This is a genomic window from Klebsiella sp. C283, assembly GCF_048822555.1.
Classification (GTDB): domain Bacteria; phylum Pseudomonadota; class Gammaproteobacteria; order Enterobacterales; family Enterobacteriaceae; genus Klebsiella; species Klebsiella quasipneumoniae.
The window spans coordinates 19,639-44,205 of record NZ_JBMEZS010000011.1 but is presented as its reverse complement, the minus strand read 5'-3'; the positions used below and the strand labels follow the sequence as shown (position 1 = coordinate 44,205).

General features: G+C 60.8%; 22 protein-coding genes. 10 read left to right on the top strand and 12 right to left on the bottom strand.

The genetic code is table 11. The annotated features are described in order from the left end of the window. Nucleotides 1-8: 8 nt before the first annotated feature. Together tdcB and tdcA are read right to left on the bottom strand one after the other, a co-directional pair. A complete protein-coding gene (gene tdcB / locus ACOI7Z_RS20990; RefSeq protein ID WP_023290189.1) occupies nucleotides 9-998 on the bottom strand; it encodes a bifunctional threonine ammonia-lyase/L-serine ammonia-lyase TdcB in 990 nt (329 codons plus the stop codon). Between the two features lie 93 nt (nucleotides 999-1,091). Further along, nucleotides 1,092-2,030, bottom strand: a complete 939-nt coding sequence (gene tdcA, locus ACOI7Z_RS20985; protein WP_032453338.1) for a transcriptional regulator TdcA — start codon at nucleotides 2,028-2,030, stop codon at nucleotides 1,092-1,094. Nucleotides 2,031-2,227: 197 nt separating this feature from the next. Between tdcA and ACOI7Z_RS20980 the strand changes: the two genes are divergently transcribed. The 6 genes from ACOI7Z_RS20980 (at nucleotide 2,228) to ACOI7Z_RS20955 (ending at nucleotide 7,529) form a co-directional block, all read left to right on the top strand. Continuing rightward, nucleotides 2,228-2,350 (top strand): hypothetical protein, encoded by a 123-nt coding sequence (locus ACOI7Z_RS20980; protein WP_218811005.1) that lies wholly within the window; start codon nucleotides 2,228-2,230, stop codon nucleotides 2,348-2,350. Nucleotides 2,351-2,787: 437 nt separating this feature from the next. Next, the gene (locus ACOI7Z_RS20975) at nucleotides 2,788-3,876 is read left to right on the top strand and encodes an ABC transporter ATP-binding protein (protein ID WP_087848628.1); all 1,089 of its coding nucleotides are present in this window, start codon (nucleotides 2,788-2,790) and stop codon (nucleotides 3,874-3,876) included. Continuing rightward, nucleotides 3,869-4,498, top strand: coding sequence for an ABC transporter permease (locus ACOI7Z_RS20970; RefSeq protein WP_023290192.1), 630 nt, complete (start codon nucleotides 3,869-3,871; stop codon nucleotides 4,496-4,498). Before ACOI7Z_RS20975 ends, ACOI7Z_RS20970 begins: the two co-directional genes overlap by 8 nt. After that, a complete protein-coding gene (locus ACOI7Z_RS20965; RefSeq protein ID WP_087848627.1) occupies nucleotides 4,498-5,166 on the top strand; it encodes an ABC transporter permease in 669 nt (222 codons plus the stop codon). Before ACOI7Z_RS20970 ends, ACOI7Z_RS20965 begins: the two co-directional genes overlap by 1 nt. Nucleotides 5,167-5,227: 61 nt before the next feature. Next, nucleotides 5,228-6,127, top strand: coding sequence for an ABC transporter substrate-binding protein (locus ACOI7Z_RS20960; RefSeq protein ID WP_087848626.1), 900 nt, complete (start codon nucleotides 5,228-5,230; stop codon nucleotides 6,125-6,127). Continuing rightward, complete coding sequence (locus ACOI7Z_RS20955) at nucleotides 6,105-7,529, top strand: LLM class flavin-dependent oxidoreductase (protein WP_309298353.1); 1,425 nt, start codon at nucleotides 6,105-6,107, stop codon at nucleotides 7,527-7,529. Before ACOI7Z_RS20960 ends, ACOI7Z_RS20955 begins: the two co-directional genes overlap by 23 nt. Before the next feature lie 47 nt (nucleotides 7,530-7,576). On the opposite strand, the gene ACOI7Z_RS20950 is transcribed toward ACOI7Z_RS20955, so the two are convergent. From ACOI7Z_RS20950 to ACOI7Z_RS20925, 6 genes are all read right to left on the bottom strand, one after another. Continuing rightward, the gene (locus tag ACOI7Z_RS20950) at nucleotides 7,577-8,377 is read right to left on the bottom strand and encodes a phosphate/phosphite/phosphonate ABC transporter substrate-binding protein (RefSeq protein WP_087848624.1); all 801 of its coding nucleotides are present in this window, start codon (nucleotides 8,375-8,377) and stop codon (nucleotides 7,577-7,579) included. Further along, nucleotides 8,370-9,356, bottom strand: a complete 987-nt coding sequence (locus ACOI7Z_RS20945) for a fatty acid desaturase (RefSeq protein WP_170927800.1) — start codon at nucleotides 9,354-9,356, stop codon at nucleotides 8,370-8,372. The genes ACOI7Z_RS20950 and ACOI7Z_RS20945 overlap by 8 nt, the downstream gene beginning before the upstream one ends. 423 nt (nucleotides 9,357-9,779) lie before the next feature. After that, nucleotides 9,780-10,526, bottom strand: a complete 747-nt coding sequence (locus tag ACOI7Z_RS20940) for a proteasome-type protease (protein WP_023290198.1) — start codon at nucleotides 10,524-10,526, stop codon at nucleotides 9,780-9,782. 16 nt (nucleotides 10,527-10,542) lie between these two features. Then, nucleotides 10,543-11,358 carry a transglutaminase family protein gene (locus ACOI7Z_RS20935; RefSeq protein WP_004203291.1) on the bottom strand — a complete coding sequence of 272 codons (816 nt, stop codon included), beginning with the start codon at nucleotides 11,356-11,358 and terminating at the stop codon, nucleotides 10,543-10,545. Continuing rightward, nucleotides 11,355-12,284: an alpha-E domain-containing protein gene (locus ACOI7Z_RS20930; protein ID WP_002910835.1), complete on the bottom strand. Its 930-nt coding sequence runs from the start codon at nucleotides 12,282-12,284 to the stop codon at nucleotides 11,355-11,357. Before ACOI7Z_RS20930 ends, ACOI7Z_RS20935 begins: the two co-directional genes overlap by 4 nt. Further along, nucleotides 12,278-13,717: a circularly permuted type 2 ATP-grasp protein gene (locus ACOI7Z_RS20925; RefSeq protein WP_004180417.1), complete on the bottom strand. Its 1,440-nt coding sequence runs from the start codon at nucleotides 13,715-13,717 to the stop codon at nucleotides 12,278-12,280. Before ACOI7Z_RS20925 ends, ACOI7Z_RS20930 begins: the two co-directional genes overlap by 7 nt. Before the next feature lie 486 nt (nucleotides 13,718-14,203). On the opposite strand from ACOI7Z_RS20925, the gene ACOI7Z_RS20920 reads away from it, so the two are divergent. After that, nucleotides 14,204-15,937: an alpha,alpha-trehalase gene (locus ACOI7Z_RS20920; protein ID WP_048297798.1), complete on the top strand. Its 1,734-nt coding sequence runs from the start codon at nucleotides 14,204-14,206 to the stop codon at nucleotides 15,935-15,937. 255 nt (nucleotides 15,938-16,192) lie between these two features. Next, entirely contained in the window at nucleotides 16,193-18,313 is a 2,121-nt protein-coding gene (locus ACOI7Z_RS20915) for a TonB-dependent siderophore receptor (protein ID WP_064157417.1), read from the top strand. A gap of 41 nt (nucleotides 18,314-18,354) precedes the next feature. On the opposite strand, the gene emtA is transcribed toward ACOI7Z_RS20915, so the two are convergent. Then, on the bottom strand, nucleotides 18,355-18,966 hold the full coding sequence (gene emtA / locus ACOI7Z_RS20910) for a membrane-bound lytic murein transglycosylase EmtA (RefSeq protein WP_048335997.1): 612 nt from the start codon (nucleotides 18,964-18,966) through the stop codon (nucleotides 18,355-18,357). 175 nt (nucleotides 18,967-19,141) lie between these two features. On the opposite strand from emtA, the gene ldcA reads away from it, so the two are divergent. Beyond that, the gene (gene ldcA, locus ACOI7Z_RS20905) at nucleotides 19,142-20,056 is read left to right on the top strand and encodes a muramoyltetrapeptide carboxypeptidase (RefSeq protein ID WP_044523947.1); all 915 of its coding nucleotides are present in this window, start codon (nucleotides 19,142-19,144) and stop codon (nucleotides 20,054-20,056) included. 92 nt (nucleotides 20,057-20,148) lie between these two features. Continuing rightward, nucleotides 20,149-21,882 (top strand): potassium/proton antiporter, encoded by a 1,734-nt coding sequence (locus tag ACOI7Z_RS20900; RefSeq protein ID WP_050533798.1) that lies wholly within the window; start codon nucleotides 20,149-20,151, stop codon nucleotides 21,880-21,882. A 16-nt stretch (nucleotides 21,883-21,898) separates the two neighbouring features. On the opposite strand, the gene dadX is transcribed toward ACOI7Z_RS20900, so the two are convergent. The 3 genes from dadX to ACOI7Z_RS20885 all read right to left on the bottom strand — a co-directional run bounded on the left by dadX (nucleotide 21,899) and on the right by ACOI7Z_RS20885 (nucleotide 24,522). Next, nucleotides 21,899-22,969, bottom strand: coding sequence for a catabolic alanine racemase DadX (gene dadX, locus ACOI7Z_RS20895; protein ID WP_087848622.1), 1,071 nt, complete (start codon nucleotides 22,967-22,969; stop codon nucleotides 21,899-21,901). Nucleotides 22,970-22,978: 9 nt separating this feature from the next. Further along, nucleotides 22,979-24,277 carry a D-amino acid dehydrogenase gene (locus ACOI7Z_RS20890; RefSeq protein ID WP_044523951.1) on the bottom strand — a complete coding sequence of 433 codons (1,299 nt, stop codon included), beginning with the start codon at nucleotides 24,275-24,277 and terminating at the stop codon, nucleotides 22,979-22,981. 98 nt (nucleotides 24,278-24,375) lie between these two features. Beyond that, nucleotides 24,376-24,522, bottom strand: coding sequence for a hypothetical protein (locus ACOI7Z_RS20885; RefSeq protein WP_032428909.1), 147 nt, complete (start codon nucleotides 24,520-24,522; stop codon nucleotides 24,376-24,378). Between the last annotated feature and the right edge of the window lie 45 nt (nucleotides 24,523-24,567).

The following is a 24,567-nucleotide window of genomic DNA, read 5'->3' as shown; positions in this document are numbered from 1 at the left end:
GTATTGAATTAAGCGTCAACAAAACCGGTAATTTGCGATACCCGCGAGAGATCGATATTGCCGCCGGAAATCAGGCTGACCGTTTTGCGGTTCTGGATATAGCTGTCTAATTTGCCGCTTAATAACGCGGCGCAGGCCAACGCTCCGGCCCCTTCGGTGATCACTTTATTGCGCTGAATTAAGGCGACCATGCTCTGGCGAATGTCGTCCTCGCTGACGAGGACGATGTCATCCACCAGCTGGCGGGCGATTTCATAGGTCAGTTTTCCCGGGCGGGCGACATCGCAGCCATCGGCTAAGGTGCCGGCGTGGCGATGGCTGGTGATCTCTCCGGCGTACCAGGAGGCGGCCATGCCGTGAACATTCTCCGACTGCACGCCGATAATCCGGATCGTCGGGTTAATGGATTTAATCGCAATCGCGATGCCGGCAATTAAGCCCCCGCCGCCAATCGGCACAATGACATTATCCACGTCATACAGATCTTCTAATATTTCGAGACCGATAGTGCCCTGCCCGGCAATAACCTGGGGATCGTCATAGGGGGGAATAAAGATACGGCCTTCAAGTTCAACAATATCGCTGGCTTTGGCGAGGGTATCGTTAAAATTATCGCCATGCAGCACCACCTCCGCCGAATAATCGCAGGTGGCGGCGACTTTCGATTTCGGCGCCCCTTTCGGCATCACCACTTTCCCGTCAATGCCGAGCATGGCGCAGGAGAGCGAGACGCCCTGGGCGTGGTTGCCCGCTGAGCAGGCCACCACCCCTTTGCGTTTTTCCGCTGCGGTTAAGCCGCAGAGCTTATTAAAGGCGCCACGAATTTTAAATGAACCCGTGCGCTGCATATTTTCGAATTTAAGAAATATTTCACCCTTACAGCGTTCGCTAAAATAATTCGACCGCGGCATACCCGTTTTATATATTTTTCCTGCCAGGCGTTGCTTCGCTTCGAGAATATCGTCAATGGATACCGGAAGATCGTAGGTAATATGCATTATGGCCTCTGTATCTTAATATAAAGTCAATGACCGGGCGTCATCCTGCTGACAACAGCGAGGATGGTTGTTGGATTATTTAATCAATATCAGTCAGGCAATTTCTATTGGCTGCCAGTGGCGGTTGCCCTGCCCCGATGAATACTGTTTCGCCATCTCCACCAGCGACGCCGCCGCGGTTTTCAGCCGGTAATTTTTCGACCACACCGCCGCATAGCGCGCCACCGGCAAGGCCTCTTTAATGGGGATGGTGACAAACTGGCTCGAGCCGAACGGCGTGGTCATGTCGCAGGGAATGACCGTCAAAAAATCGGCATTGAGCACCAGGTTATAGATCGTCACCACCGAATCGGTATTGACGATATTTTCACGGCGGATGCCGCTGCGCTGCAGGGTGGTCAGCAGTTCGCTGTAGTAGCCCATATTGGTCTCCGGCAGCACCCACTGCTCGTGCTGGAGCGAGGCCAGGCGGACGGTGCCGTTGCCGATCCGCGCCCGGTTCGCCACCAGCACAAACTCAGACTCAAACAGCGGCTCGACGTGCAGGTCCTGCAGCTTCATCTCATCGCTCAGCGTCCCGATGGCGAAGTCGAGGCGCCCGTCGCGGATCGCCGGCAAGAAGGCAGAGAGCTGCGCCTCATACATCGATACCCGCGCCTTAGGGAAGGTCATTTTGAACTGATGCACCATCTCCGACATAAAGGTAAACCCCACCAGCGAGGGAAAACCAAAGGAGACATCCACCACCGTGCTGTTGGTCAACGCATTCATTTCATTGACCATATTTTTCATTTCACGGGTGATCGCCTCTGACCAGTTCAGAAATACCTGCCCGGCCTCGGTGAGCGAGACGCCGGTATTTCGCCGGACGATTAATTCGCTGCCAAAATAGCTTTCCATGTCGCCAATGATTTTACTGACCGCCGGCTGTGTGAGTCCTAACGCTTTTGCTCCGGCCCCGATAGACCCGCTGCGGATCACTTCCTGGAAAACCACCAGATGCTGAGTTTTAGGCAGAGAAAAAGTATTCATCACGTCTCGCTTTCATTCCTTTGTTGACGGCGGAAAGTGTAACAAATCGCGATTAGCGGGTTATGTGAGAGCTCTCACAAAGGCTCCGCCGTGGCGGATTAGCAGGATTCACCATCCAGAACAATGTATTTAAAATCAACACATTAAAATCATTATAAACGTTATTTGCGCGCCTTTTGCCATAACCGAATGCGGGGATAAAAATAATTGATGGCGATAACATCGACGGTAAAATGGCGATAAAAAATACGCTTTTTGTACGCTATTTGACCCGCGCCGTCAGGGCGATAAAAAAGGCTAAAATTAAATTAATGCTATAAAGAATAAAAAGCGGACGTAATCAACGCCATTATTTTACGACAAGTCGGTTTGGCATCACATTTTATCGGCGGCGGGCGGGAAAAAGGCGCAGGCATTATTTACATCAAAGAAACATTAAATTCACAATCTTGTTTTTCTTATGCGGCGGAGGGGGCGGCTTTTTCCGCCATATCGCAGGCGGTCATACTTTGATTAAAATCAACCCTGGCAATTTATCTTTTGCGGCGCCTGGCAGGCAGTCATTTGTGTTGCCGATCACAAATCCATAAAACAACCTCCCGGCCTCTCTTCCACCGCGACTGATTAACCGGCTTTTCACTATGCAAATGCAAATAACGTATTTGCCCTCCCCGCAGGCGCTCTGTAGTTTGAGCCAGGATCCCGGCGCCACTTTTTCCGGGTCAGGACTTTATTATTCAGAGTGTTGAATTTCGCCATGATAAAATTAGCGCATCTTTTCAAAACCTATTCAGGCAGCGCCCAGCCGGCCATTCGTGACCTCAGCCTGGATATTGATCATGGCGAATTCTGCACTTTCGTCGGCCCGAGCGGCTGCGGAAAAACCACCATCCTGCGGATGATCAACCAGCTGGATATTCCCGACAGCGGCGACGTCTATATTCAGGGCGTCCGCCTCGCTGACGCTGATATTATCCAGGTCCGCCGCCAGATCGGCTTCGTGATGCAAAGCGCCGCGCTCTTTCCCCATCGTACCGTGGCGCAAAATATCGCCACTGTGCCGCGGCTGGCGGGCTGGAGCAAAGCGCGCATCAACGCGCGCATTGAGGAACTGGTAGCGTTGATGTCGCTCGACAGCCATCTGCTGCACCGCTATCCGCATCAGCTCTCCGGCGGCCAGCAGGGACGCGTGGCCATCGCCCGCGCCATCGCCGCCGATCCGCCGATTTTACTGATGGATGAGCCCTTCGCCGCCATCGACCCGGTGGTCCGTGAACGCCTCCAGGACGAGCTGTTGCTGTTGCAGCAGCGGCTGCAGAAAACCATTGTATTAGTGACCCACGACATCAATGAAGCAATCCGCCTCGGCGATAAAATCGCCATTTTCCAGGAAGGCGGCGTGCTGGCGCAGTTTGATACCCCCGACCGTATTCTGGCCCACCCGGCGAGCGAGTTCGTGCGCCGCTTTATCGGCCCGGAACCCAATCTGAAACGGCTGGGTATGATTCAGGTCGGCCAGCTGCCGCGTCACGATGTCCCCCTGCTCGACGAAGCGCTGACGCCGATCGCCAGCGCCCATCCACCGCTGGCCAGCCCGCTGCGCCTGGTGCTTGACCGCCAGCGACGTCCGCTGCACTGGTTCGATCCGCAACACGGTCTCACCCTGCCGGTGGAGCGCCCGCTCGCCAGCAGCCACAGCCTGCGTTTCGCCTACAGCGCGCTGCTCGACGTGGCGACCGGCGTGCTGGTGCATGTGGATGGCGAAGGACAATACCAGGGGGCGGTGTCCCACGCCCTGCTGCAGCAGGTGCTCGACGGCGCGGTGGGGGTGAGACCTCATGATTGACTGGGGCTGGGTTATCGATAACCGCGCGATGATCGGCGATCTTCTCTGGCAGCATGCGCGGATGGTCCTGCTGGCGCTGTTTTTCGGCTCCCTGCTCACCGGCGGCCTGTTAGCCATTACCCTGCGCTGGCCCGCGACGGCGCAGCCGCTCATCACCCTCTGCGGCGTGCTGTTTACCATTCCCTCGCTGGCGCTGTTTATTTTATTGCTGCCGTTTACCGGGCTGTCGCTGACCACCTCGCTGATTGGCCTGACGCTGTACTCGCTGTTGATCCTGCTGCGCAACGTGCTGGCCGGCATGGAGAAGCTGCCGCAGGCGGCGCTGGAGTCGGCGCGGGCGCTCGGCTACACCCGCGGTTTCCGCTTCTTCGATATCGAGCTGTGGCTGCTGCTGCCCTCTCTGTTTGCCGGGCTGCGCATTGCCTCGGTGACGCTGGTCGGCCTGGTCACTGTCACCGCGCTGATCGGTCAGGGCGGGCTCGGGCAGTTGCTGATGGCGGGCTTTAATCAGGACTTTCTGACACCGATTGTCGTCAGCCTGGTCCTCAGTCTTGTACTTTCGCTGGTCTTTGACGGGCTGATTGCCCGTCTCGGCGACTGGCTAACGCCGTGGACGAAATGATGACGCTGCTTCTCGCCACCTTTCACTGGTTAACCCAGCCGGAGCACTGGCTGGGCGACGATGGCATCCTGCTGCGCCTGGGCCAACACCTTTATTACGTGCTGGTCAGCATGGCCGTTGCCTGCGCCATTGCCCTGCCGCTCGGCATCGCCCTGGGTTACTGGCGCAAAGGCGCCTTTGTGGTGATCAACCTGTTTAATCTTGGCCGCGCCATCCCTTCGTTAGGGCTGATTTTATTATGCATCATCGTTTTTGGCTTTAACGATATCCCGGTGCTGGCGGCGCTGATCGCGCTTTCTATTCCGCCCATTCTCACTAACACCTGGGTGGGGATTTATCACGCCGACCGCCCGCTGTGCGATGCGGCCATTGCGCTGGGCATGACCCCCTGGCAAAGCCTGTGGCAGCTGCGGATCCCGATGGCGGCGCCGCTGATCCTCGCCGGGATGCGCACCGCGCTGGTCCAGCTTATCGCCACGGCGGTAGTCGCAGCCTATGCCGGCCTGGGCGGGCTGGGACGTTTTCTGATCGATGGCCTCGGGCAGCGGGATATCCCGCAGGTGATCGGCGGCTCGCTGGTGGTTTCCCTGCTGGCGATAGGCGGCGAACTGCTTTTCGCCCGCTGCGCCGGACGCCTGACCCACCGCCGAATTGCCGCGCCTTATTAGCGTGTACCTGACATTACCCTCAGCGCCTGGCGCTGATTAACCTGAAAATACAAGAGGTATTATGAAGCAATTATTTGGCAAGGCCGTCACCGCCCGTCGATTTCGTCTCTCGCTGCTGGCCGCCGGGCTCTTCAGTCTGAGCGTTAACACCTTTGCCGCCGGCGTCACCGTGGGCGGGGCCAACTTTACCGAAAGCTCCATTCTCGCCAACATCTACGCCAGCGCGCTAAAGAAAAATCATATTGAGGCCAACACCCGTCTCAACCTCGGCAACCGGGAAATTATTATTCCGGCGCTGCAGAGCGGTGAGATCGATATCGTTCCGGAATATCTTGGCGCCCTGCTCAATTTCTATAACGGTAAAACCGAGGCCACCAGCCAGCAGGACGTCAGCGCAGAGCTGGCCCAGGCCCTGCCCTCCGATTTCACCCTGCTGAACCCGGCCCCGGCCACCTCGATCACCGCCTGGGCGGTACGTGCCGAGACCGCGGAGAAATACCATCTGCGTACCCTCTCCGACCTGAAGCCCGTCGCCCCGCAGCTGGTGATCGGTGGACCGCCGGAGCTGGCGGTACGCGCCCTGGGCCTGCCGGGGCTGAAGCGCGTCTATGGTCTTGAGTTCAAAGCGGTGAAATCGCTGGACATGGGTGGGCCGCTCACCCGGCTGGCGCTCAATTCGGGCAAAATCGACGTCGCAACGGTCGTCTCCACCCAGGGCAATCTGGCGAAGGAGAAATGGGTGGTCCTCGAGGATGATAAACATGAACAACCGAGTCAGAACGTGGTGCCGCTGGTGCGCAAAGCCAGTCTGACGCCGGAGATAGGCGCCGTGCTCAATGAGGTTTCCGGCAAGCTGGACAATGCCACGCTGATTGCCCTCAACCAGCAGGTGGATCTCCAGCATAAAGATCCGGCGGCCGTCGCCGAACAGTGGGTTAATGCCAACCTATCCCAACACTGACCGTCACCCCGCCACGGATGGCGTTCAGCCGCGAGTCTATACTATGTCTAACCGACACATGATCCTGAACCTCTTCTTTTATAACCCACAGGGGGATTACCGTTTCTCCTGGCGCCACCCTGACGCGCCTGAAGCGGACATATTTACCCTCGACTATTACGCCAGCCTGGCGCGTAAGGCCGAAGCGGCGACCCTGGACGCTATCTTTGTCGCCGACCATGTCGCGGTGTGGGATACGGTGCCCAGCGGCCTGAGCCACTATGCTAACGCCCGGCTTGAACCCCTGACGCTGCTCTCCGCTCTCGCCGCGGTAACGGAGCATATCGGCCTGATGGCCACCGCGTCGACCTCCTATAACGAACCCTATAATCTCGCCCGGTACTTTGCCTCGCTGGATTTTCTCAGCAATGGCCGGGCAAGCTGGAATGTGGTGACGTCGTGGCTGGAAGAAGAAGCGGCAAACTTCGGTCTGGAGCAGCTTCCCCGCCACGGCACCCGCTACCAGCGGGCCAATGAATTCATCGACGTGGTCACTCGCCTGTGGGATTCCTGGGAAGATGGCGCGGCAATCTTTGATAAAGCGCGCGGAGTCTTCGCCGATGCCGACAAGGTGCATCACCTCGACTATCAGGGCGAGTACTTCCGCGTCCGCGGCCCGCTCAACGTACCTCGCCCGCCGCAGGGCCATCCGCTGCTGGTGCAGGCCGGCTCTTCGGAGGCGGGAAAAGCGCTGGCCGCCGCCTGGTCTGATATGCACTTCGTGTTTATTCATTCGGTCGCCGAGGGGCTGGCCTATCGCGAAGAGATGAACCAGCGGCTGCGCCAGCACGGACGCGATCCGGCCCATTTCAAAATCATCGCCGGGGTCCTGCCGGTGGTGGTGAACTCCGGCGAGGAGAAGGCGGCCCGCCAGCAGCTTAACGAGCAGCTCATGAGCGACCAGATGGCTATCGATCTGCTCTCCTCTTATCTTCGAATGGATCTCAGCGCCCTGCCGCGGGACCAACCTCTGCCGCCGCTCCCCGATGAGGAGAGCTTTGACGGCATCCGTACCGCGCTGAAGCTTATCCGCCAGTACGATCCGCAGCTCACCCTGCTGGAGTTGGGGAAGTTGTTATTACAGAGTTCTGATAGCTGGCTGCTGCTGGGCAGCGCCGAGGAGATTGCCGCCACCTTAACGGAGACCTGGCAGGCGGGCGCCGCCGATGGGTTCAACCTGATGTTCCCGCTGCTGCCGGGAGACTTTGACCGCTTTATTGACCAGGTGGTGCCGCTTCTGCAGCGTAACGGCGTCATGCGCGACCGCTATCCGCCCGGCACCCTGCGTGAAAAGCTCGGTCTGCCGGCGGTGGAAAACCGCTTCACCGCCCCGTCCCGCCCCGCGTTACCGCCGACGCCGTAGCTTGCCATGGCCCGCCCCGGCGCAGATCGCTGGCCGGGGCATTTTACCTACAGCTGACTGACCCCCAGCGCCGCGGCCTCATCCCGCCACGCCAGCAGCGGAGCATAGGCCTCCCGCGACATATCGCTATAGCCGCAGATCAGCAAGGCGTCGCACAGGGGACGATAGCGCGCATCGCTCACCAGCTGCTGGAGCGCCTCGCGCAGGCTGTTCAGCGTCGCCGCCGGGGTGGCGCCGGCGGTGATCAGCGGCAGGCCTGGCGCGGCCGGGCTCCAGCCGATCGCCGCCAGGCCTGCCAGGGCCTGCGGCTGATGGCGCTGCAGCAGAGCGTAGGTCACGCAGTCGATGGCGGCGATATCGGCGTTTTCCTGCTGCAGCTCGCGCAGCGACTGCCGATGGCTGCCGCTGAACACCACCGCCGAAAAATATCGCCCCTGCCGGGAGAGCAGCGCGACCATTTTGCGCAGCACGTTGTAGCCAGACTGCGAGTGCTCGGCATTGCACACCGCGCGGCGGCCAAAAAAGTCCGCCAGCATCCGGTGACTATCCGCTTCGCGAACCACCAGCAGGCTGCGGTAGCGGCGCCCCTCGCAACCGGGCGCGGCGTAGTGGAAGCAGCCCACCGTCTGCACCTCCGGCAGCTGGGTCACCAGCGGATAGCCACAGGTCTGGCTCAGCAACAGCCCCGGCTGGCGCCAGTGGGCCAGCAGATCCTCGGGATCGGCCGCCGGAGGGTCCCCCGCCACCCTCACGCCGCGTTCAGCCAGCAGCGACTGCACCGCCAGCCACAGGGCCTGGGTCTGTTGTCGGTGGATGGCATACATGGGAAAGGTCATACGTTCAGCCATGTTCTCCTCCCGCCTGCGCCTGTTCGCCAAAGCCTGGATGGGCGTTCACCGCCACCGCCCGGCGGCTAAAATGGCGTCGCCACTCACCGTACCCGCGCACCAGGAACCCCTGATTACGCTGCAGATAAGCCGCCTGGCGATGCAGATACAGCCGACGTAAAGCGTACCAGGGGACCCCTGGCAGGTCATGATGTACCGCATGGTAGTTGAGATTGAGGAACAGCACCCGCCAGGGAAGCCCGGCCTCGTTGATCACCGAGCGGGCCAGCGGGTCATCCGCGGCCCGGTGTTCGAGAAAAGAGCGCACTTTGGTCAGGGCCAGCGCCGGGTAGCTCACCGCCAGCACAAACCACAGCGGGGAAAAACCCTGCGCCGCCATCCAGGCCAGCAGACCCGTCAACAGAAACAGATGCAGGCTCCACATGGCGATGGTGCGGCGGTCGCCCGCGCGGAAAGCCCGCAGCGCGCTACGCAGGGTGTGAACGATATCCATCAGCGGCGCCAGCAGCAGACGCCCCCAGAAGGTATTGCGCAGGTGGATAAGACGGCGCTGCCAGGCAGAGAAGCGCTGCCAGCTTTCCGCCGTCACATAGTACGACTCGGGGTCGTCCTCGGGGTGCGTCAGCAGATGGGTGCGATGGTGCGCCAGATGGCTGTCGCGGTAGACGCCGTAGGGATACCAGACCGCCAGCGGCAGCGTCCCCAGCAGCTGGTTGAACCATGCCAGCCGGGTGGGATGCCCATGGATCAGCTCATGCTGTAAGGACATATACCAGGCGGTAAACCAGATTAGCAGCAGCGTGGCCGGAAACAGTCCCAGCGTCCGCCAGCTCGTCACGCAGGCAAACCAGCCGCCGTAAACCGTCACAATCAGCAGCCAGGTCGGCAGCTCGCTGCGCCACAGCCAGCTGCGCGCCAGCTGGCGGATCAGGATGCGCTGTTGGTCATCCACATAGACAGCCGTCTTCTTTTCCGTCACTTCCGATACCTTGCCGTGTTGCCTCATTCCCTTCGAAGATGTGAGATAACACGTTAAATAACAAAGTATTTAATTTACTTAGCTTTGCCAAAAAGCGCGTTTGCGTTCCGCATGAATCAGAGAATGCCGTCCACGGCGCAACGGGTCGATGGCGTGCAAATAGCGTGGGATTCTGACAGCCGTGGCATGAGTTAAGAGGAGACGTTCGCTGCGACCGCCATCCGGTTATGATGGCCCATCGCCCGGCGGCGCTAAGCTTGCCGGGCCTACGGGATGAACGTCGATCCCCGGTCACTGGAGGCCGGTGTTAGCGCAGCGCCGCCCGGCAATCCGCAGCAGGCAACGTACCCCCCTTTCTTGCCCGCTGGAGGCTGGCGCCTTATCCGCCTTCGCGCCGGCGTGGCCGGCGGAGCGGCGCAGAGACTACTCCTCTTCCCGCTCCGCTGGGGTCCAGGCCGGCAGAGTCCGGAAGGTGTGCAACAGCCCTTCCGACCACGCCTTGCGGATGCGGTTGAAGTAGGGATCGCTGTCGGTGATGCGATGCTGCCCGGCGCTGCTCAGGCTGCCGCTGCGGTAGAGCAGCGTATCCAGCGGCAGACCGACGGACAGATTACTGCGCAGCGTCGAGTCAATGGAGATCAACGCGCAGCACATCGCCTGCTCCAGCGGCGTATCGATGGTCAGCACCCGATCGATGATCGGCTTGCCGTACTTGCTTTCGCCAATCTGGAAATAAGGCGTGTCGCGGGTGGCTTCAATAAAGTTACCCTCCGGATAAATATGGAACAGACGATGGGTTTCACCGGCGATCTGGCCGCCAAGCAGCAGGTTGCAGTTGAAGTTGGTGTTACTGCAGTTTTGCTGGTTGCTGCTGTCGCGCTGGATCACCTCCAGCAGCGTTTTCCCGATCAGCATGGCGGCGTCGTAGAGGGAAGTTACCTGCATCAGGTTCGGCTCCTGCTGGGTACGGATCCGCGCGCTGAGCAGGCTTATCACGCTCTGGGTGGTGGCCAGGTTGCCGGCGGATTGCAGCACCAGCACCCGTTCCCCTTCCTGATGGAAAACGTGCAGCTTTTTAAAAGTGGCAATATGGTCGACGCCCGCGTTGGTGCGGGAGTCGGAAGCAAACACCAGTCCATCCGCCAGGCACATGGCCACACAGTAGGTCATTGCGGTTATTCCCGTATTATTGCTGCTGCGCCTGCTGACTGTGTTCGCGCACTTCAGCGTTGGTTAACATAATCTCCCCGCCGCCGCCCAACCGGGTGCCCCGTACCGGGCAGGCGTCGAGATAATCCAGCCCGGTCGCCAGCCGCAGATGCTGATTCAGACGACGGGTATTATTGGTGATATCAAACGACAGCCAGCGGCCGTCGAGCCACACTTCCGCCCAGGCATGCATCGCCACATGCTGGGCGTTATCGCTGTAGACATAGCCGCTGACGTAGCGCGCCGGGATCTCCAGCGCCCGGCAGCAGGCGAGAAAAACATGGGTATGATCCTGGCACACTCCCTTCGCCCGGGCGAAGGCGTCGGCAGCGGAGTCCTGCACCTGGGTCGCGCCGGGGGAGTATGGCATTCTTAACAGCAGATCCGCCATCAGTTGATTCAAACTCTCTTCCGCCGCATCGGGACGATAGAGGCGCTGGGCAAACTCGCGGATCGCCGTATCGGCGCGGGTCAGCGGCGTAGAGCGCAGAAAAACCAGCGGCGACAGCAGCTCGGCCTCTTCATCACGCGTCTCTTCCCCCTCGTCGGCGATATCGACAATCCCGCTGGCGCGGATGGTGATCTCTTTGTGCGGGTTATCCAGCGTCAGCACATGCAGCACATTGCCCCAGCCGTCGGTGGTGGTCACCGCCGCGCCGTCCGGCAGGGTCAGCGTCCAGGCGGTGATGGTCTGCCGTCCGGTGCTGCGCGGCGTCAGGCGCAGATACTGGGTGGAAAACTTCACTTCTTCATCGTAGCCGTAGCGGGTGAGATGATCGATGACCAGTTTCATAAGGCCTCCAGATAGGTTTGTCTGATGCTGTCGGACAGGGCGTTAATTCTCGCCAGCAGTCCGTTAAGCGTGGTCTGCAGGTCCGCCTGCGCCAGGTCGTCACGGGTGCTGAAGCGCAGGTCAACGTTGAGCTGATGGGCGAGGCGCAGCGGCTGATAGGAGCGATCGTTGGCGATCTTCTCCAGTTCGCCCACCAGGTCGGCAATGCTGGCGCGCAGCGAACGTGGAATATCATTACGCAGGATCAGCAGCTCCATTACCGTTTCGCGACTGACCGGCTGGCGGTAGAGGCTGTTGTATGCTTCGCGGGCGCTGACCGCATTGAGCAGGGTATCCAGCCGGTAGTATTCGCGCACCGGATCCGGATCGTTGGTCAGCTGTTGATCCTTAATCAGCAGCAGTTGGGTGGTGGCGAACGCACGCTCGATCAGCGTGCCGATACCGATAAAGCTCAGGGCGTCGTTGCGCAGCAGCGTGCCAATCACCGCCCCGCGAAACAGATGCACCCGCTCTTTCACCCACTCGAAAAAGCCGTCGCTCCCCAGCTCGCCCAGCCCCTGCTGGCGGAGGGTTCGCAGCTCGATGCGGGTGGCATTGATGCTCTCCCACACTTCGGCCGACAGACTGCCGCGCACCGCGTGCGCGTTGTTCCACGCCATCTCCACGCAGCTGTAAATACTGCAGGGGTTGTTGCCATCGAGGGCAAAAAAGTTGAGCAGATTGCTCATGGTAAAGCGGGCGTGGCGCGCCTGAAACAGCTCGTGGGTCATCGACAAATTTAGCGGCAGCGCCAGATCCCGCGACTGCTGACTGTGGCGGGGGATCATTGATAATTTCCAGGTCACGTCCAGCACCCGGGCGTAGCTCTCCGCCCGCTCAAGATAGCGGGCCATCCAGAACAGTTCACTCGCCGTACGACTTAGCATGATGCGTCATCCTCCATCACCCAGGTATCCTTGGTTCCGCCGCCCTGCGACGAGTTGACCACCAGCGACCCTTCGGTCAGCGCCACGCGGGTCAGGCCGCCAGGCACCAGCCGCATCTCCTGCCCGGACAGCACGTAGGGGCGTAAATCGATATGCCGCGGCGACAGCCCTTCATCAACGAAGGTCGGGCAGGTCGACAGCGCGAGGGTGTCCTGGGCGATATAGTTGGCCGGATTGGCCAGCAGGCGCTGGCGGAAGGCCTCCCGCTCTTCTTTGGTGGAACGCGGGCCGACCAGCATGCCGTAGCCCCCGGCGCCATGGACCTCCTTGACCACCATCAGCTCCAGATTGCTCAGCACGTAGCGCAGGTCCTCCGCTTTCCGGCACTGCCAGGTGGGGATATTGCTGAGGATCGGCTGTTCGCCGAGGTAAAAGCGGATCATCTCCGGGACGTACGGGTAGATCGATTTGTCGTCGGCCACCCCGGTGCCGATGGCGTTGGCCAGCACCACGCCGCCGGCGCGATAAACGGACAGCAGCCCCGGTACGCCGAGCATCGAATCGGCGCGGAAGGCCAGCGGGTCGAGCCAGGCGTCATCGATGCGGCGATAAATCACATCCACCCGCCGCGGCCCCTCGGTGGTGCGCATATACACCGCGCCGTTTTTAATAAACAGGTCGGCGCTTTCCACCAGCTCGACCCCCATCTGCTGCGCCAGGAAGCTGTGCTCGAAGTAGGCGCTGTTGAAGCGACCCGGCGTCATCACCACGACGCAGGGATCATCCACCAGCGAACTTTCGCGCAGGGTCTGCAGGAGGTAGCTCGGGTAGCGCTCCACCGGCGCAATGTGATGCTGCTCGAACATCTCCGGATAGAGGCGCATCATCATCTTACGGTTTTCGAGCATGTAGGAGACACCGGACGGCGTGCGCAGATTATCCTCCAGCACGTAGTACTGACCGTCGTTATTGCGCACCATATCGACGCCGGTGATATGGGCATAGGTGTTGTTCGGCAGGTTGATGCCCTGCATGCACGGCTGATACTGCTCGTTGGCCAGCACCTGCTCGGCCGGGATCAGCCCCGCACGCAGGATATTCTGCTCATGATAGATGTCATAGAGAAAAGCGTTCAGCGCTTTCACCCGCTGGCGTATACCGCGGTCAATGCGCTGCCACTCCCCGGCGGGGATGATCCGCGGCACGCTGTCAAACGGGATCAGCCGCTCGGTCCCTTCATCCTCGCCGTAAACGTTAAAAGTGATGCCGATACGGTGAAAGAGCAGTTCCGCTTGCGCTTTTTTCTGCCGGATAGAGAATTGATCGGTGTTGCGAAACCATTGCCACCAGGCATTATAGTGCGGCCGCTGTTCACCCTGGGCGGTCAGCATCTCGTCATAATAATGCCCGTCAGGAAGCGTTATTTTTATCATGGCCGTCTCCTCCGGTTGTACTCACTTTGTGGTAATCCCGGTAAGAGATAAGCATTAATTATGCCAGGTCATCCGCCGCCGCGGCGTTGTGCAAATCGGTTCTGACCCGCCGTCTGATTGTGCAAAAAATCGCCACAATGGCCGCCTGCGCCCGCCTGCGGTTGCACCGTCGTGAGGCAGGGCGACGATTTTTGCGCCATGGTGGACGCCAGCGCCGTCAGCCAGTGTCACGCAGGCCGGGCCTCACAACCCTTCTCGATCCGCTGGTATTCGCCTCCAGCGCGCCGTGGCCAGTGGCCCGGGCGCGTTGGCTTGCCGGTAAGCCTAATCGCGTTGCCGGCGGTTGTAGCAGAAAACCAGGCAGGTAAATCCTCTGTTTTCGCGCAAAATGTTACCCCTGACACGCGCAGCGGCAGATATTCGTCTAAGGTTTTTGGATGGCCAAACGTCGTGGCCCGCAGTCGATAATGATAAGGAGAACTCCCCATGACGAGTACTGATGCACATCGTCCCGCTGCTTTGCCCTGTTCCCTGCGCCTGGCGATCGGCGGCGCCCTGCTCGCCCTGATGAGCCTGAATGTCCAGGCGGAAGACGGCAAAACCGCGCCGCCACCCTCGCCGGATATTCTGCTGGGCCCGTTGTTCAATGATGTCCAGAGCGCGAAGCTCTTTGCCGATCAAAAAACCTTCGCCGACGCGATCCCTAACAGCGATCCGCTGATGATCCTTGCCGATTACCGGATGCAAAAAAACCAGGCCAGCTTCGACCTGCGCCACTTCGTCGAGCTGAACTTCACGCTGCCGAAAGAGAACGACACCTATGTGCCGCCCAAAGGGCAAACCCTGCGTCAGCATATCGACGGCCTGTGGCCGGTCCTGACCCGCAGCACCGTCGAGGTGGAAAAGTGGGACTCGCTGCTGCCGCTGCCTAAGCCCTACGTGGTCCCCGGAGGACGCTTTCGCGAAGTCTATTACTGGGACAGCTATTTCACCATGCTGGGTCTTGCCGAAAGCGGTCACTGGGATAAAGTCGAAGATATGGTCGCCAACTTCGCCGCGGAAATTGACACCTGGGGCCATATCCCCAACGGTAACCGCACCTATTACCTCAGCCGTTCGCAGCCCCCCTTCTTCTCCTTTATGGTAAGCCTGCTGGCGACGCACGATGGCGACCAGGTGCTGAAAACCTACCAGCCGCAGCTGGAGAAAGAGTATCGCTACTGGATGGCCGGGGCGGACGCGCTGGCTCCCGGCAGCGCCGACAAACGGGCGGTGCGGATGGCCGATGGCGCGCTGCTCAACCGCTACTGGGACGATAACGACACCCCGCGCCCCGAGTCCTGGCTTGACGACGTCAAAACCGCCAAAAGCAACCCGAATCGTCCGGCCACCGAGATCTATCGCGACCTGCGCTCCGCCGCCGCTTCCGGCTGGGATTTCAGCTCCCGCTGGATGGACAATCCGCAGCAGCTCGCCACGATTCGCACCACTTCGATTGTCCCGGTCGATCTCAATGCCCTGATGTTCCATCTGGAGAAAACCCTCGCCCGCGCCAGTAAAGCTGCGGGGGACAGCGCCGGCGCTACGCGGTACGATGCGCTGGCCAACACCCGCCAGCAGGCTATCGAGAAATACCTGTGGAATGAAAAAGAGGGGTGGTACGCCGATTACGATCTGAAAAGCCACAAGGTGCGCAATCAGCTGACCGCCGCGGCGCTGTTCCCGCTGTACGTCAATGCCGCGTCACGCGAGCGGGCGACGAAAGTGGCGGCCGCCGCCGAGTCGCGGCTGCTCAAACCCGGCGGGCTGACCACCACCACCGTCAACAGCGGCCAGCAGTGGGACGCCCCCAACGGCTGGGCGCCGCTGCAGTGGGTGGCCGTCGAGGGGCTGCAAAACTATGGCCAGCAGAAGATCGCCATGGAGGTCAGCTGGCGTTTCCTGACCAACGTGCAGCATACCTATGACAGCAAACAAAAGCTGGTGGAGAAGTATGATGTGAGTTCGACCGGCACCGGCGGCGGCGGTGGGGAATATCCACTGCAGGACGGTTTTGGCTGGACCAACGGCGTCACCCTTAAGATGCTGGACCTGATCTGCCCGCAGGAGAAACCCTGCGATGCGCTGCCCGCCACCCGTCCGGCGACAACGCCTTCACCACAGGACAAACCCGCCGCTAACGACCCCGCCCCTGCGGCACCGCAAAAGACCGGCTCCTGACGCTGTTCCGCTTCCCCCTACCAAAATCGGTAGGGGTGAAGTGGTCTCCCTGGTCACGACCCTCCCGCGCAGGGCCATTCTGCGGCTCGCGGGAAACACCTCTCCACCCCCTCGCGCTGTACAGGTCACCTTTTCGCTTGATTGCACAAATACAAACAATAATAATTCGCATTACTTTTTAACGAATAATGACAGATTCGTTTTTCCCGCGGCGGCGTACAGGAGTACCAGACCGCGCTGGTTCAGGATGATCTTATGAACGTGGCTATTTCTCGAAAACGCCCGGGGCTGCTGTACGCCCTCGCGGTCGCACTTCCCTTCACCGCGCAGGCCGAAGAGACGGTGGTGGTGACGGCCAGCCCGCCGGCGTCTGCCAGCGCGCCGACTGAAGGCTATAGCGCCAGCACCTCGCTCGGGGCGACGAAAACCGACCAGCCGTTAATCACCACCGCCCAGTCGGTGTCGGTTGTCACCCGCCAGCAGATGGCGGATCAGGGGGCGAATACCATCAGCCAGGCGCTGGAATATACCCCAGGGGTCTACTCCAGCTTCGGCGGCGGCGCCACCCGGTTTGACGCCATCTCCCTGCGCGGCTACCACGGCGGCGACGTCGATAACCTGTTCCTCGACGGCATGCGCCTGATGAGCGACGGCGGCAGCCATAACGTTGTGCAGATCGACCCATGGTTTATCGAACGCGTCGATGTGATCCGCGGCCCCTCCTCCGCGCTCTACGGGCAAAGCGTGCCGGGCGGCGTGGTCAACCTGACCTCCAAGCGCCCACAGTTCAGTCAGCAGGGCCACGTCCGCCTGACTGGCGGAACGCAAAATACCAAAGGCGCGGCCTTCGATTACACCGACGCCATCAATGAGCAGTGGGCATGGCGGCTGATCGGTATGACCCGAAGCAGCGACACGCAGTATGACCATACCCGCGAAGAGCGCTACGCCATTTCGCCTTCCCTGCTGTGGCAGCCGGACAGCGACACCTCGCTGCTGCTGCGCGCCTATCTGCAAAAAGATCCTTCCGGCGGCTATCATGGCTCTTTGCCGCTGGACGGCACCCGCTACGCGCATAATGGCCGTAAGCTCTCCACCAGCACCAACGAGGGCGATCCGGGAGATGGCTATCAGCGCCGTCAGCAGATCTACAGCTATGAGTTTGACCACCAGTTCACCGACGTCTGGTCGGTCTATTCCGCCGGGAGCTACACCCACACCAACGTCTCCCTCGATCAGGTCTACCAGGTCGGCTGGATAGATGACAGCGATAGGCTGGCCCGCGGCTACAGCGGCTCGCGCGGTTCGCTGGACGGCTGGTCAACCGATAACCGCCTGCGCGCCGATTTCAATACTGGCGATCTGGCGCATACCCTGATCCTCGGCGCCGAATATCATCGCTTCCGCAACGATCTGTGGACCGGCGCCGGCGGCGCGGCGCCGCTTAACCCGTTTACCGGCTATACCGCCCAGACCGGGCATACCGTGACCTACAGCGATGACAATAATCGCCGCTATTACCAGACCGGGCTGTATCTGCAGGATGAGATGGTCTGGGACCGCTGGCATATGGATGTTTCCGCCCGCTATGACCGCATCGTTTCCCAGCAGGTCAGCGACACCCAGGGCACCTCGAACCGCCGTTCAGACGACCATATCAGCGGCCGCGCCTCGCTGTTATACGCTCTGGACAACGGGCTTTCACCCTATCTGAGCTACAGTCAGGCGATTACCCCGGCGATGCTGCCCGGCGCGGATGGCAAACCGTTGAAACCGACCACCGCCGAACAGTTTGAAGCCGGCCTGAAGTTCCAGCCGCCGGGCAGCAGCGACCTCTACAGCATCGCGATTTACGACCTGACGCAAAAGGATGTCGCCACCCGCGACCCGAACATCGCCACCGCCACCTATATTCCTGCGGGGAAAGTGCATTCCCAGGGCGTCGAACTGGAAGCGCACCATCAGATCACGCCGCAGCTGAGCACTATCGCCTCGTATACCTGGAATCGTCTGCGCTTCCAGGATACTAAGGACGGTACCGACAACAACACGCCGCAGCTGACCCCGGATCAGATGGCCTCCTTCTGGGCGCGCTATCAGTTCCCGGCGGGGATCTCGGTGGGCGCCGGCGTCCGCTACATCGGCAAACAGTGGGCGGATGATGCCAACACCGCGCGGCTGCCGTCGGTGACGTTGATGGATGCCATGATGCGGGCCGACCTCGGCGTCTGGTCGCCGGGGCTGAAAGGCGCTTATGTGCAGGTTAACGCCAACAATATCGGCAATCGTGAATACGTTTCCGGCTGCTACGGCACCGGCAACTGCTACTGGGGAGCAGAGCGCAGCGTGATGGCTACCGTCGGCTACGATTTCTGAGGACGTGGCCTCCGGGAGACTCCCGGAGGCCAAACGAGGGATTACATGGCATCCAGCGCTTTCTGCAGCTTCCAGATATAGCGCGGCGCCTGCGGGGCCGGGTGTTTTTTCACCACATGCTCGAAGAACTCATCGGCGTCGAGATCGTTAATCTCGTCGATGGCGTCCTGCCGGTTTGACGAGAAGGTGCGCAACAGCGCGCCCGCACCGTTGGCGTAGGAGACCACCACCGCATAGCGCATCACCTGCGGGTCTTTGATCCCCGCCAGCGGGCCGTTTTCCAGAATGCTCAGATAGGCGGCCCCCATCGAGATATTCCGTTCCGGGTTTTTCAGCTCACTGACCGACGGCTCGCCGCGCCAGCCCATCCGCCGATAGACATCGCGTCCGGAGGTCGACGGCTTAAGCTGCATCAGCCCGACGGCGCCGGATTTACTCACTACCGCAGGGTTACCGCCCGACTCGATGGCGATAATCGCCGTGATCAGCTGCGGATCCACGCCCCAGGCGGCGCCGGCTTTTTCACTGATCGGCATCCACTGCATCGCCCGCTTCACCGGGACCTCGGGGTTCCACGGCGGATTGGTGTAATCATGTTTCGAACTACAACCGGCCAGAAAAACGACTAAAATAAGCAACCATCTCAATTTCACACATCTATCCTTATCTACCCAAACGCCATCATGCTGCAGAACGACGGCAGCGGTACGACCCCCGCCCGCCGACAGCCTGATGGATGACGGGTGCGGATTGAAGTTAGCCACCTGGAGATGACAATCGCCATTCCAGGCGGCATCATAACCCTTTCATTCATAGCAAGGAATTATCATGTCTCAGTTTTATCTGGTCGCGCCATCCGGTTATTGCATCAACCAGCAGGCGGCGGCCCGCGGCGTCGAGCGTCTGCAGCAGGCCGGACACGAGGTGGCCCACCAGCAGGTCATTCCCCGCCGGCTGCAGCGTTTCGCCGGGACTGAACATGAACGGCTGGCCGATATTAACCAGCTTGCCCAGCTGCCCGGGCGCAACCGGATCGTCCTCGCGGTGCGCGGCGGCTACGGCGCCAGTCGTCTGCTGCCGCATATCGACTGGCAGGGGCTGATTGCCCGCCAGCAGCGCGACCCGCTGCTGATTTGCGGCCACAGCGATTTCACCGCCATCCAGTCGGGCCTGCTGGCCCTGGGCAATGTCGTCACCTTCAGCGGGCCGATGCTCGCGGGCAACTTCGGCGCGGAGACCCTCGATCCGTTTACCGAACACCATTTCTGGCAGGCGCTGCGCCAGCCGGAATTCACCCTCGAATGGCCGGGCGAAGGGCCGAACTGCCGGGTGGAAGGCACCCTGTGGGGCGGGAATCTGGCGATGCTGACCTCGCTTATCGGCACCCCGTGGCTGCCGGCGATCCGCGACGGCATCCTGGTGGTGGAGGATATCAATGAGCACCCGTTCCGCGTCGAACGCATGCTGCTTCAGCTGTTGCACAGCGGCGTACTGGCGGCGCAGAAGGCGGTGATCTTCGGCAGCTTCACCGGCGGCACGCCGAACGACTATGACGCGGGATACGACCTGCCGCAGGTCTTTGATTACCTGCGCCAGCAGCTCTCTGTACCGATGATTAGCGGACTGGAGTTTGGTCACGAGCAGCGCACGGTGACCCTGCCGCTGGGGGCGCGCGCGCGGCTGGTGAATCAGGCGGCGGCCACCACCCTGACAATCAGCGGCCACCCGGTGCTGGCAGAATAAATTTGTCAGACGCATAGGCGGATCCCCTGCGAATTGTTAAAATAGTGTCACTTTTAGCCATTTTTTCACGCCAGTCAGGGAGTACGTGAACATTGGACGCCGCTGCGGTCATTAGTCTGTTTATTCTGGGTTCTGTTTTAGTAACCTGCAGTATCTTATTGAGCTCCTTTTCTTCTCGCCTTGGCATCCCGATTCTGGTCATCTTTCTGGCAATCGGGATGCTGGCAGGCATTGACGGCATCGGCGGCATCCCCTTCGACAACTACCCCTTCGCCTACATGGTGAGTAACCTGGCGCTGGCGGTGATCCTGCTGGACGGCGGGATGCGCACCCAGGCCAGCTCCTTTCGCGTCGCGCTGTGGCCGGCGCTGTCGCTGGCGACGGTCGGGGTGCTGATCACTTCGGCGCTCACCGGGATGATGGCGGCCTGGCTGTTCAAACTGGATATGATCGAAGGCCTGCTGATCGGCGCCATTGTCGGCTCCACCGACGCCGCAGCGGTCTTCTCGCTGCTCGGCGGCAAGGGGCTCAACGAGCGCGTCGGCTCGACGCTGGAAATTGAGTCAGGCAGTAACGACCCGATGGCGGTTTTCCTGACCATCACCCTAATCGAAATGATCCAGCAGCACCAGACCGGCCTCAGCTGGATGTTCGCCGTGCATATCATTCAACAGTTTGGCCTCGGGATCGTCATCGGCCTCGGCGGCGGCTACCTGCTGCTGCAGATGATCAACCGCATCGTGCTGCCCGCCGGGCTCTATCCGTTGCTGGCGCTGAGCGGCGGGATCATGATTTTCGCCGTCACCACCACCCTCGACGGCAGCGGTATCCTCGCCGTCTATCTCTGCGGCTTTTTGTTGGGCAATCGGCCGATCCGCAACCGGCACGGTATCCTGCAGAACTTCGACGGTCTGGCGTGGCTGGCGCAAATCGCCATGTTCCTGGTGCTGGGCCTGCTGGTGACGCCCTCCGACCTGCTGCCGATCGCTATCCCGGCGCTGCTGCTGTCGATGTGGATGATTTTCATTGCCCGTCCGCTGTCGGTGTTTGCCGGTCTGCTGCCGTTCCGCGGGTTTAACCTCCGTGAACGGGTGTTTATCAGCTGGGTTGGCCTGCGCGGCGCGGTGCCGATTATTCTCGCGGTGTTCCCGATGATGGCCGGCCTGGACAACGCCCGCCTGTTCTTCAATGTCGCCTTCTTCGTGGTGCTGGTGTCGCTACTGCTGCAGGGCACCTCGCTATCGTGGGCGGCGAAAAAAGCCAAAGTGGTGGTGCCCCCCGTCAGCTGGCCCATCTCCCGCGTCGGGCTGGATATTCACCCGGAAAACCCGTGGGAGCAGTTCGTCTACCAGCTGGGGGCCGATAAATGGTGCATCGGCGCGGCGCTGCGCGACCTGCATATGCCGCCGGAGACGCGGATTGCCGCGCTGTTTCGCAACAATGCCCTGCTGCACCCCACCGGCAGCACCCGCCTGCGGGAAGGCGATATCCTGTGCGTCATTGGCCGGGAACACGACCTGCCTGCGCTGGGCAAAATGTTCAGCCAGTCGCCGCCGGTGGCGCTCGATCAGCGCTTTTTCGGCGACTTTATCCTTGATGCCGAGGCCCGCTTCGCCGATGTGGCGCAAATCTACGGCATCGACGGCGGAGAGGAGTTCCGCGAACATCAGCAGTCGCTGGGGGAAGTGGTTCAGCAGCTGCTGGGCGCCGCGCCGGTGGTGGGCGACCAGGTGGAGTTCGCCGGGATGGTGTGGACAGTAGCGGAAAAAGAGAACGATCACGTACTGAAGGTAGGGGTCCGGGTCGCGGAAGACGAGGCGGAGTGATCCGCCCCGGAATACGTTACAGGGTCACAACCGGCACCCGCGGCGCCAGGGCGCACATTAGCTCATAGCCGACGGTGCCGCAGCTGGCCGCCACGTCGTCGATTTTAATCTCTTTGCCCCACAGTTCGACCGGCGCGCCAATCCCGGCCTGCGGACAGGGGGTTAAATCGACCGCCAGCATATCCATCGACACGCGCCCGACGGTGGTGGTCCGCACGCCGTCCACCAGCACCGGCGTGCCGCTCGGCGCCACCCGCGGATAGCCGTCGGCATAGCCGCAGGCGACGATGCCGATCCGCTGCTCCTGGGTGGTGCGATACAGGCCGCCATAGCCGATCGCCTCGCCGGGGCGCAGGTTCTGCACGGCGATGATTTCGCTGTGCAGGGCCATCACCGGCTTCAGGCCGGTGTTCGCGATATCCTGCCACTGCCCGGAGGGCGACGCGCCATACAGCACGATGCCCGGTCGAACCCAGTCAAAATGCGCTTCCGGATGCCAGAGGGTCGCCGCCGAGTTAGCCAGCGAGCGCGGGCAATCCAGTCCCTCCGCCGCTTGTTCAATACGGCGCATCGGCTCGACAATCCCCTGCGGGTTCTCCGCCTCCGCGAAGTGCGACATCAGCGTCATCTCGCCGACGTTGCTTATCGCCCGCAGCTGCTGCCAGACGGTATGCACCCGCTCCGGCATAAAGCCCAGCCGGTTCATGCCGCTGTTCACCTTGAGATAGATATCCAGCGGCGCGCGCAGCTTCGCCTGCTGCAGCGCCTTAATCTGCCAGTTGCTGTGAACGCTGGTGGTTAAGCGATATTGATCCAGCACCGCCAGCTCATCGGCATGGAAGAAGCCCTCCAGCAGCAGGATCGGACCTTTCCAGCCCTGCTCGCGCAGCAGGATCGCCTCTTCCAGGTTGAGCAAGGCGAAACCATCCGCCGCGCTCAACGCACTCCATACCCGCGCCACGCCATGGCCATAAGCATTAGCTTTGACCACCGCCCACAGGCGCGACCCGGGGGCCGCGCGACGCACTATCTGTAAATTCTGCCGCAAGGCCAGCAGGTCGATGCTGGCCACTACCGGACGGGTCATGCAAGCTCCTTAGTTGTGTGCGCCATGCAGATGCTGCGGACGCGCCGGGGTGAACCCGGGGCTGTAGCGGGCGACCGCCAGATCGTCGTAAGGGATCGCCGGCGTGCGGCCGGAGATCAAATCGCTGATAAGCTGCCCTGAGCCGCAGGCCATGGTCCAGCCGAGGGTACCGTGACCAGTGTTGAGCCACAGGTTTTTAAACGCCGTGCGCCCGACCACCGGCGTGCCGTCCGGCGTCATCGGCCGCAGGCCGGTCCAGAAGGTGGCCTGCTCAACGTGGCCGCCGCGCGGGAACAGGTCGCGCACCACCATTTCCAGAGTTTCCCGACGCGGCTGCAGCAGCGCTTTGTTAAAACCGACGATCTCGGCCATACCGCCGACGCGAATGCGCTGATCGAAACGGGTGATGGCGATTTTATACGTCTCATCAAGGATAGTGGAAACCGGCGCGCCGTCTTCCTGGGCAATCGGGATGGTTAACGAATAGCCTTTCAGCGGGTAGACCGGAATATCCACCAGCCCCTTGAGCATCGCCGTCGAGTAGGAGCCGAAGGCCATCACATAGGCGTCGCCTTTGATAATCTCATCGCCGCATTTCACCCCGGCAATGCGATCGCCCTCCTGCAGCAGGGCGTCCACCGGGGTGTTGAAGCGGAAGGTGACCCCGGCCTGTTCCGCCATCGCCGCCAGACGGGTGGTAAACAGCTGGCAGTCGCCGGTTTCATCGTTTGGCAGACGCAGGCCGCCGGTCAGTTTGTGGCTGACCTCCGCCAGCGCGGGCTCCACTTCCGCCAGCCGCTTCGCCTCCAGCAGCTGATACGGCACGCCGGCGTCCTCCAGCACCGCGATGTCGCGGGTGGCGTTTTCATACTGTTTGGCGGTACGGAACAGCTGCAGCGTCCCGCCCTGACGCCCTTCATACTGAATGCCGGTGGTGTCGCGCAGCGCCTTCAGGCAGTCACGGCTGTACTCCGCCAGGCGCACCATCCGGCCTTTGTTCTCCATATAGTGGCGGGTGTCGCAGTTGCGCAGCATCTGCCACATCCACTTCAGCTGGAACGACGTGCCGTCAAGGCCGATCGCCAGCGGCGCATGGCGCTGGAACATCCATTTTATCGCCTTCAGCGGCACCCCCGGCGCCGCCCAGGGCGCCGCATAGCCGGGAGAAATCTGCCCGGCGTTGGCCGCGCTGGTCTCCTCTGCCGGACCGGGCTGACGGTCGATAACCGTCACCTCATGACCCGCCTGACTCAAATACCACGCGCTGGCTACCCCAACCACCCCACTTCCCAGTATGACGACACGCATAGCGACTCCGTAACAGTTAAAGAACAATCATCTAATTACAAATTGATAACTCAGATGAAAATATTATTCAACATACGCTTTATTTATGGTGACTTAACTCACAGCAAACCGCACCAGCCCTGCGCTGCGAGATTTACGATCTCATGCTGCGCTTTATTTTTACCCAGCATTATATTCTGTAAATAAGCGCAAAAAACGGCTTTGAGATGGGGAAATCGCGAAGAAAAGCGATTGGCTGACAACACAGTTTGCTGTGCGGTGTTCTATGCTTGTTTAGAGGTTTTCCGTTC